This is a genomic window from Paraburkholderia sediminicola, from assembly GCF_046026895.1.
In the GTDB taxonomy this organism is placed as follows: Bacteria; Pseudomonadota; Gammaproteobacteria; order Burkholderiales; family Burkholderiaceae; genus Paraburkholderia; species Paraburkholderia sediminicola_C.
The window spans coordinates 18,285-31,401 of record NZ_JAQQEU010000028.1; the positions used below are offsets into that span (position 1 = coordinate 18,285).

10 protein-coding genes and 2 pseudogenes are annotated in these 13,117 nt (G+C 63.1%); 4 read left to right on the forward strand and 8 right to left on the reverse strand.

Annotated elements, in window-relative coordinates; genetic code table 11:
* Window positions 1–7 precede the first annotated feature (7 nt).
* The 3 genes from waaF to PQR02_RS20260 all read right to left on the reverse strand — a co-directional run bounded on the left by waaF (window position 8) and on the right by PQR02_RS20260 (window position 3,246).
* Window positions 8–1,252 (reverse strand): lipopolysaccharide heptosyltransferase II, encoded by a 1,245-nt coding sequence (gene waaF / locus PQR02_RS20250; protein ID WP_408234763.1) that lies wholly within the window; start codon window positions 1,250–1,252, stop codon window positions 8–10.
* Window positions 1,249–1,848, reverse strand: coding sequence for a D-glycero-alpha-D-manno-heptose-1,7-bisphosphate 7-phosphatase (locus tag PQR02_RS20255; protein WP_408234766.1), 600 nt, complete (start codon window positions 1,846–1,848; stop codon window positions 1,249–1,251). Before PQR02_RS20255 ends, waaF begins: the two co-directional genes overlap by 4 nt.
* Before the next feature lie 93 nt (window positions 1,849–1,941).
* A complete protein-coding gene (locus PQR02_RS20260) occupies window positions 1,942–3,246 on the reverse strand; it encodes a glycosyltransferase family 4 protein (protein WP_408234769.1) in 1,305 nt (434 codons plus the stop codon).
* Between the two features lie 437 nt (window positions 3,247–3,683).
* On the opposite strand from PQR02_RS20260, the gene PQR02_RS20265 reads away from it, so the two are divergent.
* Complete coding sequence (locus PQR02_RS20265) at window positions 3,684–3,935, forward strand: response regulator (RefSeq protein WP_408234772.1); 252 nt, start codon at window positions 3,684–3,686, stop codon at window positions 3,933–3,935.
* Between the two features lie 120 nt (window positions 3,936–4,055).
* Here the strand turns inward: PQR02_RS20265 and PQR02_RS20270 are convergent.
* From PQR02_RS20270 to PQR02_RS20280, 3 genes and pseudogenes are all read right to left on the reverse strand, one after another.
* Window positions 4,056–4,998, reverse strand: a pseudogene (locus PQR02_RS20270) (glycosyltransferase family 2 protein).
* Between the two features lie 15 nt (window positions 4,999–5,013).
* Window positions 5,014–5,763, reverse strand: coding sequence for a PIG-L deacetylase family protein (locus tag PQR02_RS20275; RefSeq protein WP_408234776.1), 750 nt, complete (start codon window positions 5,761–5,763; stop codon window positions 5,014–5,016).
* 142 nt (window positions 5,764–5,905) lie between these two features.
* Window positions 5,906–6,172: a CsbD family protein gene (locus tag PQR02_RS20280; RefSeq protein WP_408234779.1), complete on the reverse strand. Its 267-nt coding sequence runs from the start codon at window positions 6,170–6,172 to the stop codon at window positions 5,906–5,908.
* 495 nt (window positions 6,173–6,667) lie between these two features.
* Here PQR02_RS20280 and PQR02_RS20285 point away from each other — a divergent pair, with 495 nt between their 5' ends.
* The 3 genes and pseudogenes from PQR02_RS20285 (at window position 6,668) to PQR02_RS20295 (ending at window position 10,175) form a co-directional block, all read left to right on the forward strand.
* On the forward strand, window positions 6,668–7,210 hold the full coding sequence (locus PQR02_RS20285) for a DUF4142 domain-containing protein (RefSeq protein ID WP_408234782.1): 543 nt from the start codon (window positions 6,668–6,670) through the stop codon (window positions 7,208–7,210).
* Between the two features lie 198 nt (window positions 7,211–7,408).
* Window positions 7,409–8,424 (forward strand): annotated as a pseudogene (locus PQR02_RS20290) (SDR family oxidoreductase).
* 1,334 nt (window positions 8,425–9,758) lie between these two features.
* Window positions 9,759–10,175, forward strand: coding sequence for a response regulator (locus tag PQR02_RS20295; protein ID WP_408234785.1), 417 nt, complete (start codon window positions 9,759–9,761; stop codon window positions 10,173–10,175).
* Between the two features lie 1,598 nt (window positions 10,176–11,773).
* On the opposite strand, the gene PQR02_RS20300 is transcribed toward PQR02_RS20295, so the two are convergent.
* Both PQR02_RS20300 and PQR02_RS20305 read right to left on the reverse strand, forming a co-directional pair.
* Entirely contained in the window at window positions 11,774–12,688 is a 915-nt protein-coding gene (locus PQR02_RS20300) for a YihY/virulence factor BrkB family protein (RefSeq protein WP_408234788.1), read from the reverse strand.
* Window positions 12,689–12,762: 74 nt separating this feature from the next.
* A complete protein-coding gene (locus PQR02_RS20305; RefSeq protein WP_408234791.1) occupies window positions 12,763–13,014 on the reverse strand; it encodes a hypothetical protein in 252 nt (83 codons plus the stop codon).
* Window positions 13,015–13,117: the final 103 nt, after the last annotated feature.

Consider the following 13,117-nt stretch of genomic DNA (forward strand, 5'->3'; position numbering starts at 1 on the left):
AGAGGGTTCAGGGAACCAGCGGTTCGTCGGCAAGCGGCGGCGCGTCGGTATGGCGGGCGTTGCCATTCGCGTCCGGGTTTGGGGCGGCCTCGTCCGTGGGCATGTCGGCGCGCAATTCGAGCGCGGCTTGCACGACCTCGCCAGGCGCGACGCCGAGCAGACACGCGTGATGCTGTTGCGGACACACGCTGCGGTAACACCACCGGCATTCGACATCGCGAAACAGCACGCGATGCGGCGTTTGCCACGGCGTGTGCTGCGGATTGGTCAGCGCGTACAGATCGACAACGGGAGCGCCCAACGCGGAAGCCAGATGCACTGGCCCGCTGTTGTTGGAAATGAGCACGCTCGCGCGTTCGATCAACGCGGCGAGTTCGCCGAGCGTCAGCATGCCGCTGAGATCGTGCAGTCGCGTGCGAGCGCCTGGCGCGGCGGCGCGGATCACCGCCTCGACCAGCGGCCGTTCGCTGGAACTGCCGGTGATCAGTAACGATGCGCCGGTCTCGCGCGCGAGCCGGGTGGCGACTTCGCCGAAACGCTCGGGCGGATAGCGGCGCGACGCTGCGGTCGCTCCGGGATGTAGCACGAGCCATTCGGTCGCGCGATCGACGCCGCGCGCCGACAATTGCGCGTCGAGCGTGCGCCGGTCGGCCTCATGCACACAGAAGCGCATGCGCGTATCGAGCGAGTGCGCGCCCACCTGGCGCACGAGATCGAGCTGGCGTTCCACTTCATGACGCGTGCGTTGCTGGGGTTCCGGTTCGCGCAACCAGTCGGTCAGCAACGCATAGGGGTTTTCACGGCAATGCGCGAGACGGCGCGGGATGCCGGCCAGATAGCAGAGCATCGCAGCCGGCAGCGGGCTTTGGCTGTATACCGTGAAGATCACGGCGGCGTCGAAACTGTTGCGCCGCAGACGCTCCTGCATCTGGTGATCCTCGGCCAGCGTGCGCATAGCGCTCGACGCATGCGCGACCCAGGGCGCGTCGTATTCGATCAGGTCGTCGACATCGTCGAGAAAAGGCGCCAGTGCCACACCGCTGCGCGACGCAAGCAGCGTGATATGACGATCCGCAGCGGACTCTCGCAATGCGTGCAGCGCGGGCGTGGTCATCAGCACGTCGCCGAGATTGTCGAGCCGCACGCACAGAATGCGCTTGACGTCGTCGCCCCAACGCGTGAGCGGCGTTGCTTCCAGCGGCGCCCACGCGTGAGCGAGCGTCGGCTGCGCAATTAGCAGTGGGGCGTTCATCGCGTGGCTTCCGCGTGGAACGTGGTGGGGGCGCCACTGTCATGGCGAACGACGATCCGCGCGGCTTCGTGCAAATCGGCGGCGCGCGCGAGCGGCACGCGCAGCGGGCCTTCGATCCACTCGGTCTCGTGGCCGTTGTCGAGCAGCACGGTGCGGCAGCCGGCACGGTTGCCGGCTTCGACGTCGTCGAGAATATCGCCGACAAACCAGCTGCGCGCGAGGTCGATGCCGTGTGCGCGCGCGGCGCGCAGCAACAGGCCCGACCCGGGCTTGCGGCAATCGCAGCCGACGTTGTACGGCGGCACCGTGCCATCCGGATGATGCGGGCACCAGTACGTGCCGCACAAGGTTGCTCCGCACCCGGTGAACAGGCGGTGTAATTGCGCTTCGACATCCTTCAGCGCCGAGCGCGCGAATAGGCCCAATGCTACGCCCGGCTGATTGCTGATGACGAACAGCGCGTACGGCGACGCGCCCAGCAGCGCAAGTGCGTCGCGCGCGCCAGGAGTCAGGCGCATCAACGCGGGATCGATGTTGTACGGCACGTCGTCGAGCAGTGTGCCGTCCTTGTCGAGAAATACAGCGGGTCGCAGCATGATGAGCGTCCAGGCGAAAAACGTAAGTGGATGCCGAGGTGGTGACGCTGCAGCGGCATCTCGCGGTGTCTGTCTTTGCGGGGGGACGCAGCGTTACCTGAACGACGCTCCGGCCGTGGCGCGCCTCGGCATTTCCCCCCGCTCGTCGACGGTTTCCGTCGGCGCCACGTATGGCGCCCGCGCCACCCGCGCATAGATCTGCGCGAGCAATTCGCCCACACCGCGCCACGTGAATTCCGCGTGCGCGCGAGCGAGACCCGCTTCGCCCATCCGGCGCGCCTGCTCGGGGGCGCGCCGCAACCGATCCAGGCGCGCGGCGAGCGCGGCCGGATCGCGCGGCGGCACCAGAAAGCCGGTCACGCCATCGACCACGGAATATCGAATGCCGCCCACGTCCGCGCCGATCACCGGCGTGCCGCATGCCATCGCCTCGACCGGCGTGATGCCGAAAGGCTCGTACCACGGCGTGGTCACGAACACATTGGCGGCGCTGTAGAAGTAGCGCAATTGCGCACGGCCGCGCCGCCCGACGAACGTCGTTTGTCCCGCCACGCCACACTCGCTGGCGATGCTGCGCAAGCGCGCGATTTCTGGTGTGGCGAGTTCGTTCGGCGCGTCGGAGTTGCCGCCCACTACATACAATCTCGCGGACGCGTGCAAAGCCTGCTTCAGAACGCCCACGCCGCGCACCACGTTGTCGATCCCTTTGCGTTGCACGAGCCGGCCAAGTTGCAGCACGATGAATTCGTCCCGCTGCCAGCCGAGCGCTTCGCGCGCGACGGCCCGATTGATCGGCCTGAACTCGTCGGCGTCGAAACCGCAAGGGACGATCTGGATACGCGCGGGGTCGGCGCGGTAGTGCTCGATCAGGTCGGCTTTGTCCTGCGGGCACTCGGCGACGATCACGTCCGACAGCGCGACCAGATTGTCTTCGATTACGAAGCGTTCGTCCGGAAAGCCGTCGTTCGCGCCCTGATGAATCCGGCGTACCCGGCCGAGCGCATGAAAGGTGGTGACGAGCGGAATGCCGAGTGCCGCCTTCACCTTCAATGCGGCGAGACCGGACATAAAGAAGTTCGCGTGCATCACGTCGTACCGCGCACATTCGCAGCGAAAGAATTCGATGAGGAATGCTGCGAACTCATCCATGAACGGCAGCAGCTGTTCCTTCGGCAGTTGCATCGGCGGACCGGCAGGCACATGGATCACGCGCACGCCGTCCATGTCGGAAACGAGCGGCAGCAGAGCGCGGTCGCGCCGCGTGAACACGTCGACCTGATGGCCGGCTTCGAGCAGCTGGCGCGCAACGTTTGCGACGTAGATGTTTTGTCCACCGCTATCGACTCCACCAGCAACTGCGAGCGGCGAAGCGTGTTCACTGATGAGAGCGATTTTCATGAGATACCTTCCCGGCATGCATTGATTGGCGGACGTGGATGGTGGTCGGCATCCCGGGCAGGTGGTGCGAATCTGCGCGGTCGCGGCTTACCGCGGGCCGCAGCATGCGGTGTGCCAAACCGCATGAGAAAGGCGTTGCGGACAGCGCGACGCATTGCCTAACTGATTGAAGCGGTGTAGCGCGCCCCGTTTCGTGCCGGGAAGCGCTGTGGCGTTCCCTGTTTCTACAATCGCGAATGTAACTTCGCGCAGACCGGCCCTTCAGTACCGCGATCAGTCCGGCGCGCCCGGTTGGCGGATAAACGCGAAACACGCAATATGTAGGGCTTCTTTTACCGAAGACGCGAGCCTGCAAACGCGCACCGTTCGAGCTCAAGACGGCCTCAAGCGCATCTCGCGCCTCCTCCTGATCGTCGACGTCTTCGGGAGGCGAGGCGTTGGAGTCGCTCGCGCGAGCAGATATGAGCCAATGGCCGCACGTGTTGTTGTGCGACATCGTGCTTGCCGATGAAGATGGCGACGACGTGTTGCGCCGACTGCGAGCGCTAGAGGCCGAGCGGGAAATACCTTTGCAGTCGCGTTTGCCGGCTGTAGCGTTGACCGGCTACACCGATGCGGAAGACCGCAAGACTGCGGAGGCGGCGGGGTTCCAGACGCTGTTGGGAAAACCCGTTTCTACCGGAGGTTGATTGCCGAAATCGTCGGCGTGGCGACAGCAGCTGCGCGGCGACATGCGAAGCGCCAGGTTGTACGCCGCGACTCGGACCTGCATGTGGCATGCGGCCTTGGCACGGTGCATGTAGCGTTTTTCAGGTACGCACGTCGACTTCGACGGACGCTGTTTTCCCGCCGGTGGTCGCCACCGTTGCGGTGACCTGCTGCTCAGCGGCGTGCACGCGCCGCCGCAGATTGAGTACCCGCGGCGGGACGACGCGGCGGCGCTGCAGCGTCCACACGAGCCCGCGTAGGAGCTCGACGCTGTCGCGAGCGAAGCTGCCTTCCCGCGCGAGCAGGTCCAGCGCGCGAAACGACGCGCGCCAGGCTTCATGCCACGGCAGACGCAGCCACGCGATCCAGGCGGCGTTGCGCGCGAGCGTGCGCCGTCGCAGACTGCTGTCGCGTACGGGCGACGGATGATGATGGACTGTCAACTGATCACAGTAGACGATCGCCTGCCCGGTGGCGAGCACGTCGAGCGCCACCAGTTCTTCTTCGCCACCGATGAACAACCGTGTCTCATAGCCCAACGCCACGGAACAACGACGTGCGAAACACGCACGCTCCCGCCATATAGCCGATCAACGCCGGATCCGGCAGCCCATCGCTGCCGAGCGGGCTGGCGCCCATGACTGCGCAGGTCGGGTCCGTCACCCTGTCTTCTCCTACCAGGACACGCGCGCTCAGCACGCCGACATTCGGCCATGCATCGAGTAGTTGCACCGCGCGTTCGAGTGAGCCGGCCTCCCACCAGGTGTCATCGTCGCAGAAGGCGACATAGTCCGTATCGACGAGGGCGGCAGCGTGATTTCGGCCGGCGGCTCCGAGATTGTGTTTGCATTGGATAATGCATACGATCGGAAACAGCGCTCTAACCAGTGCAACCGTACAGTCGTCAGACGCGTTATCGACCACAAAGATTGGCGGGTGTTCCGGCAGGGCAAGCAGGCGTTGGAGGGTTGCAATCAATTCGTCGGCGCGGTTGTATGTCAGCACGACAACGGAGATGCGTCGGGCGAGCGGCTGTGTTTCCATGCGGTTCAATGTCTTCTAACGATTCGGTGACGGTGTCCAGAAAGCGTTGTGGCTTTGGGGCCGTGTACGGGCGTTGCTCTGTGCGTCGGTTTCGCGAAGGCGCCAGTAGCGCTCGGATGAATAGAGTCCGGCTTGTCCGTCCGGGCCAAATGCGCGCAACTGGCTCTGATAGGCATTGATCGCCGCCCGTTTCAATTGACGATGGCGCGCGTTTGCCGCGACGCCGACCACGTCAAAGGGCTGCGCGGCGAAGCCGAGTTCTTCGATCGTTCGCAACCGGTTCGGTACGATGTCGGGCATCGTTCGATAGGGCACGTCTTCATAAGCATGCATTCGGACATGCCCGAACCGGTGCATTAGTTTCATGCATGCGTTCGCTACCATGGTGTGATCGGAATGAAAGAGGCCCATTGGCATCATGACGGACGAGGGTTTGACATCCCGGAGCGTTTGCTGGATCGCTGCAACGAGAGAATCTTCCATAGACGGGACCTTGTATTGCGCGTCACAAAACGGCAAGTGGATCGGAAAGGCACCCAATAAGTCTAAAGCGTGAACGTCCTCCGCCTTGCGCGCTTGCATGGCTTCGAATGCGTCTGCAAACCCGGACTGCCGATCCCAGTCGGTGGTCATATTTTTGTCGGGTGCGGCCGTGAATACCGTACACACGAAGGGCGCGGGGTGCGCTGCGAGCAACACGCCACAACTGAGCACCGCGTCGTCAAGATGCGGTGAAATCACGAGGAGGCGTCCGTGCCATTTCATTCTGATGACCTCGCGAGGAAACGGTTCCGCCATACGTAGATGAAAGCCGCCGTCTGTCCGGCGCTGGGCGCCTGGACCGCTTCGAATCGATGACGGTCAAGGGTGCATAGGCTTGCGGCTGCCAGTTCGTGTCGTCTCGCTCCTAGTCCGGCCGCGACCGATTCGCCGAACGCAACGCCCCAAGGACGAAGCCCACCGCTGCAGCAATCGCGAGCGCCGCAAACGGCCGCTCTGCCGTAGCTTGCTGGACGACATCCGTGAAATCAGCGTAGAGCTGCCGTGCTTGCCCACGCAGCTGCTGCGCCTGCTCACCGACTTGAGTAACGGCATTGCCGAGCAGGTCCTGTGCGGCCTGCTGCACATTGCCCGAAGCCTCTCGTACTGTTGCTTCTCCGTTGCTCGTTTCCATGGTCTGCTCTTCGAGTAAGTGCGATCGCACCCGTACCGCAAAGTGCGTCGGTGTGGAAAAAAGCACTAGCCATGTGCGCGCGGCGTTGACCGGCCCGTCCGCAAAGCCGTGTGCAAAAAGCCCTGCGCAAGAACCGGACCCATCTGGCGGTCCAGTTGCGTGCGTACGCCACCACGCCATGCTCAAAAATTGGCAGGGGTTGATCTTCATTGCAACCGGGACAGTGAAGATCTCCGCACTCACCAGACCGGCGCTCTTGATCGACGTTGTCGAGCGGACTGCGAAGGCCGCATTACCTTGATCAGGTTCTCGCGGATCTCGCCATCGTTACCGTGAAAAGCAACGGTGGACCTCGTTAGACCCGGCATTCAGCTGTGCGCATTCTGCGTGAATGAAGCCTGCGCTTAGACCCGGCATGCTGGTTGCTGCCGCCCAGTAGACGCAACGAACGTTCGCCCGTCATAACCTACTCAATCGCTCCTGGAGAGGTCACGCATGAAACGAATAACAGTCGCTGCAGCCGCATGTGCTTCTTTGTGGCTGCTTTCACCCGTGGTCAACGCGCAGACCCAAGCCGCATCCACCACGGCGGCGAACCCCTTGCCTCAGCTGGACAGGGATTTCGTCCAGGCGGCCAGCATGTCGTCGTCGACCGAAATCGACGCAGCGAAACTCGCGTCCAGCAATTCCAGCGACAAGGATGTCAAGTCGTTTGCTCATCACATGATGTTGGACCATACCAAGCTGACCGTGCAGTTGAAGATGGCGGCGCCGCATGGTGTCGAGGTGCCGAAAGACAATTCGGACACCAGCGTTCTTGACGCACTGAAGCCGTTGAAAGGGAAGGAATTCGATCAGGCTTACATAAAGAAGGTGGGCCTTGAAGGCCACCAGTCGGCCATCGCAGCGTTCGAGAAAGAGATATCGGACGGACAGAACGGGGACCTGAAGAAAGCGGCGCAAAAGGCGCTCCCGACGATCAAGGAGCATTACAAAATGGCGCAAGATCTCGCGGCCAAAAAGGGCGTCGCACAGTAGTCGGCTCGCGAACGCGGGGGAGCGTGACGGAGGTCATGCAGCAACGCGCAACGGTCCGGAACCTCCTGGCAATGACCGGCGCGAGGCACGCGTTCGCTTTTGCGAAGCCATGCACGGTTTCGCCACCTGGTATCCCGCTTGCTCGTTGGTGATTTTCCCGTGGCTGTGCTGCGGGCCTTCCTTTGCCGGGAGCTTCGTATGCCATCCGACAACACCCCTTCGACAGCGCGCCGCAGGTTGATGCAAGGAGCCGCAGCGGGACTCATGACAAGCGTGGCCGCTCATGCATTCGGACAAGCTAGCGGATCCGAAGCGACCGGAACGGCCGGCGCGGCTGGCCTGGCTGACCCGCGCGACCTGCATCCTCATCCGCCGTTTCCGCCTCAGCAACAGCCATGGCCTGGCCTCGCGGGACGCATGACACCGCGCCCGGACCACGGCGAAGCCGGCTATGTCGGCACCGGCCGCCTGACTGGCCGGCACGCGCTGATCACCGGCGGCGATTCCGGCATCGGCCGGGCGGCGGTCATCGCGTTCGCGCGCGAAGGCGCCGACGTCGCGATCGTCTATTTGCCGGCGGAAGAGCCGGACGCGAGGGAAGTCGTGCTGATCATTCGCGCGGCGGGCCGTAAAGCGGTGGCGTTGCCGGGCGATATCCGCAGCGAGAGATTTGCGAGGCATTGGTAGCGAACGCGGTGCAGCAGATGGGCGGCCTCGACATCCTGGTCAACAATGCCGGACGCCAGCACAGTCACGACTCGATCCTCGACATCAGTACGGAAGATTTCGACTGGACGTTGCGCACCAATCTATACGCGATGTTCTGGATCACCAAGGCAGCCATCCCGCACATGCCGCCGGGCGCAGCGATTATCAACACGGCCTCGGTCAATGCATACGATCCGTCGGCGAACCTGCTTGACTACGCGCTGACCAAGGCAGGCATCGCAAACTTCACGAAGGGCCTCGCCAAACAGATGGTCAAGCGAGGCATCCGGGTCAACGCGGTCGCGCCGGGGCCATTCTGGACCGCATTGCAGGTCAGTGGCGGGCAGACCATGGAGAACCTCACGCACTTCGGCGAGCAGGTACCGATGGGAAGGCCGGGGCAGCCGGCGGAGATCGCGCCGCTGTATGTGCAGCTAGCATCGACGCAGGCAAGTTACGTGACCGGCCAGGTATTCGGCGCGTCGGGCGGCGCGGGGCAGCAATAACCGCCACGCATGGCACGCATGGTCGTCGAATGCCGCCATCCAACGAACAGGCCGATGTCGATCACATGCGGGATCGTCTTGTGCAAGACAGCGTAGCAAGAGGCGCCCGCGGTCGGCACGAAGACGTGGTTCGGGTGGGGAACGGGTTACCTGACGCCAGGGTGCCGCCGCGCGTGCGACATCCGCTGGCGCCCGCGCGCCGGAGAGCCAGCAAAGCGCTCAGTACGCTGCAGGCGGCGGTTCGTCTTCACCGCGCACGCCTCGGGGCATGCTGAAATTCATCGGCTGGCGGGGGCAGGGGAACTGCTGGCAGCCGAATCTGCATTCGCTGCACCCCCTGCTTTGTCACCGGGCTTGCAACCGGCGGAAATGGCTATGGCAAACGCCACGATGGCGCCCGTCAGGATTCGCGTATAGAAGGTCGGGTTCATTGTCGTCTCTCGTTAAGTGTCATTTGCACCTATCTGCGCAGCAGTCCCCGCGCGTAGCGATGTGGCCGTCCCATCGCATCGTTTCGCCTTTTCCTAGCGAGGCTGATTGCCAACTGGTGCGGTAACCGGCGGGGCATGACAGATCCGCTGTGAGTTCCATTCTGGGACAGCACGGAGCTTGCCTGGAAATCGTCCGCACAGGGCGGGGCATCGCATCATCCGGTTGCCGGCTTCGGCCCTGGTAGTTCCTTCCCGGGCCACGACAAGCGGTCGCGGCATTTCTTCGCGCAGCCCGCCTTCCGTTGCAGCATAGCTGTGGTCCGCCGTACCTCCTGAACGCCCCGGTACACATGCGCGACAACAGCAGGTGCCTGTCCACGGCCGGGCACGGCACATGCGCGGACTTAGTTCGAGACAAACGGCTGGAGGACTCACCCATGCGCGTCGTTACCATAGCGATCGCGGGCGTCGTCATAAGTTCTGAAGTCAGGCCCGATTCGGAAGGTGGCTATCAATGGATCGTACAGGTCGCCGAGCAAACGGGGGATCACCGGCTGATTCTGGAGCAAAGGGGAACATGCGGCAGCGTTCCACGCGGCGACGCGTTGGACATGGCCGCCCTGATGGCTCGCAAAGTCGCAACCGGCCTCGCGGCGGCGAGCGCAAACCCGCGACGCTAAATTTCGCGGCGCACACCCGGTGGCGCGAACGACTGGCAACCGCTGCGGCCCTGCGGCCATGCCGGTCGAGCGACGCGATCGTTCTGAATGTCGCGATGTGACGAACAAAACATCTTGCATAAAGTCATGATGACGCCTCGCCGCTTCTAGATGGCGACATGCCACGAATGGGCGATGCCCCTTGCTGATTCGTGCGCCGTGTAGGCGGCGAAAGGAAACAGGTATGGCTTCCGTCCTGCTGGTCGACGCGAATGACGGTTGGCTGGGTTCGCTTGGATTGTTCATCGCGGCCGAAGGGCATCTTGTGCGCACCGCTCACAACGGTGTCGACGCGCTGCGTTTCATCCGTGAAAGCTCACCCGACGTTGTCGTGACGGACTGCAAGCTGCCCGTGATGGATGGCGTCGATCTGATCCGCGCGTTGCGCGCGGACCCATCGTTCGCGTCGATTCCGGTGATTCTCACGGCCGAAACACGTCGGCGGCCGCGCCTACCCCATGTTCGTTTCCTCAAAAAACCATTCCCAGCGACGGTTTTGCTGCGCGAGTTGCAGCGCCTCAGCCGCCGCGGCCGCGCGCGCGAATCGCTAAGGCTGATGACAGCGCGGCTCGCACATATCCGTCGTGGCGCGTATGGCTGACCTCGATCCCGCAGGCTTCGTCCTCCCCGATGTCGGCCGACACTCGAGTGTTTCGCGGCGGGTAGGAGGCTGATTGCTTGGCCGTTTGACCCGCCCGCGTCCGCAGCGGTCGTGCGTCATGCGCGGAGCGAAAGAAGCAGCGCTACTGTCCAGATCACCCACTCGCACGCTCGCATGCCGCGCTTCAGGTTTTTCATTCCGTGCTGTCCTCAAAGGGCTCACGGATTGCCCTACCCACATGGCCGACTCGCGTGGAAACCATCCTTGTAGCGCGCCGGTGAGTCGTTTCAGCGCAGGACGGCCCGGTCGGCAGAGGAGTCCTTGAGCGGTGCAAGACGGTCGCACCCTGACGGAATTACGACTCATACACGCGAAAATTGCAACGACTGGTTTGCAAGGCCGATGGAGGATGTGGCCTGGCTCGCACTCCGGCGATGAGGGAAAAGTTATTCGCCATTGCCTCGTGCGCTGGCGACGGCCCTCCTGGTCATGCTGGGACCCGAGCGCGTTTTTGAACACTACCCGCCCTATGGTCCGAAGAAGGTGTCACAAAAATGGCCCGCTGCGCTGCAGGAGGAAGCGGGGGTAAGTATGCCGCCCACGTCTTGCCGCCCCGACGTCGAGCAGGCAGTCGTAGCACACGCCGTCAGCGCGCATATACCGAGGCGCGCAACAACACGCAAAAGGTAAGGTAAGTATCGCTTGTCTACAGTCATCGCAGTTCAGAGAACAGAGTATGTGCGTGTGCGGTTGTGCGCCAAGCGGGCTGCGGCTGCGGCGATGCGCCGCCGACCGCCTGAGCAAAACCCGCCGCGCGCCCCGTCATGTCCTTCATCAGCGACGCCTTGCTGTCGTAATAGCCGACGCGGGCAGTCGAGCAGTGCTGCCGCGAAAGTGTTTCCCGAGGCGCCGCTCGATCCTCGTACGCAGTTTCCGGTCATGCTCAACGCCGGACGCTTGCGCCCTCAACAAGCGTACGGTTGCCTTCTCCATAGCATATGCGTCGCGTGGCGAGTCGACCAGGTCCTGTTCGGGCGTCCCCTGCTGACCGGTTCGTATGAGGAGTGGCCATACGCGCAGCGCCCTGTCGTATCGGTGAAGGAGTGCGTGCAAGCGCTATTCCAGCGCACAACGCCGCTCGTAGCCCATGGCGCGGCAGTGACAGCAACACGCGTCGCGTTGGCGGGAAAGCGGCTCTGTCTCGTCAACACTTACGGCAAGACCCGGCATACGTGACAGACCGATAGAGATCGGCGCTTCCGCCTGAAATCCCGCAATTGATGATGGGCTTCACCCAGGACGGCCAACTCGACGCAGTATGGTGGAAAGTCGTGACAGGGCACTCGGTATTTCAACCACGAAGGAGCGGCAAAATCGCGAAGCTCTGGTGAAATCAGCAGGGCGCGTTCAAGCGGGGGCTGACGGGTGACAGTCCGGTCAAGCTCCGCAACTTGTCTTGCAGAAGCTTCCGCTGAAAAGCCGGCGCGGGTATTAAGGGCTGAGCGGAAGTCTATGAACATGTGGCGCGCTTTCCGAGCTTCGACATCGCCAACCCAAGTGCGTAAAGGCTCCCATTCGCCAGCAGTGTCTCCACGCGTTCAGCGCGCCGCGCTCTGGCGCTTCCTGGCGGGCGCTGCATCGCCTTCTTGTGACTTCTGACAAAGTGAAGAGGCGACCTCCGCGCCGTAAAGAAAAACGATAGCGCAAAAATATAGCCACATCATCAGGACCGCGAGCGAGCCTGCCGCGCCGAACGCTCCCGCAGTTCCAGCGTGCGCCAGGTATAAGCCGAACAGGTTTCGTCCCACCGTAAACAGCAACGCTGCGACAGTCCCGCCGATCAGCGCGGGACGGAAGTCGACTCGCGTATCGGGTAGCCATTTGATCAGCGCGCCAAGTCCAAAAGCAAGTACGATCAGGCCAACGATAGACTGCACGATGTCAGCAATGACGGTCAGCGTCGAACTACCGAAAACGGCGCGCCCCGCGCTCTGTATGGCGGCGTCGAGGACGAGGGAAACCACCAGCAGAAAGCTCAGGCCCATGAGCAGGCCGAGCGAGACGAGTCGCGCGCGAACCAGCAGGGCCAGTCCAGCCAGTCCTTTTGGTGATTTCGCCGCGAAGACCACGTCGAGCGCCGTATTCAGAGACGAGAACGTTGCCGACGCGCCGACCAGAAGCAGTACGACCGAAACCGCCGCAGCGATGCCACTGCCACTGGAACGATGTGCGTGTTCGACGACAGCCTGCATCGCACTGGCGGCGTCATTGCCGAGTAGCTGCCTGATCTGAGCGAAGAACTGGCCCTGCGCGGCCTCCTTGCCGAAGAACCAGCCTGCTATCGCGAGGACCAGCAACAAGGTCGGAGCCAGTGAAAACGCGGAATAGAAACCGATGCTTGCGCCCATCATTGCGCACCGGTCGGAAGAAAATCGGTCGACGGCGTCTTTTACTACGGCCACAACCTTAGGTCGGTTCGACTGCAGACCCGTTTTACGGGGCAGATATTCCATGCTGTTTCTCCCACCGGCTCGCTGCAATTGCGCTTCCAGTCGACGAGCTGCGCGGCGCTGCCGCGTCGCGCAGCCTAGGCCGAGAGGTCCTTTTTTACTTGCGGCTGCTTGCCGGTTTGCGGTTCGAGGTCCGGATCGACATGGTCGTGCTCGGGAACGTAGGGGCCTTCGTCCGGGTGGTCCTTGCCCTTCGGGAGCATGGACGCGTCCATGCTCCCGTGCTCGCGTTGCTCCACGGTGCCATCCGGCCTGAGTTTCACGTCGCGGTCCTGCGTGGATTGCCGCCGCTGATCGGCGCGCTCGACTGGATCTGAAGGCTCTTGCATCATCTTGTTCTCCTTTAGACGCTGTGGCGTACGACGCTATTCTGCGAGCAAGGGAAATGCCTGTATGCCGAACCGGCGAAAACGGCGCAGTGCCCGGCGAACG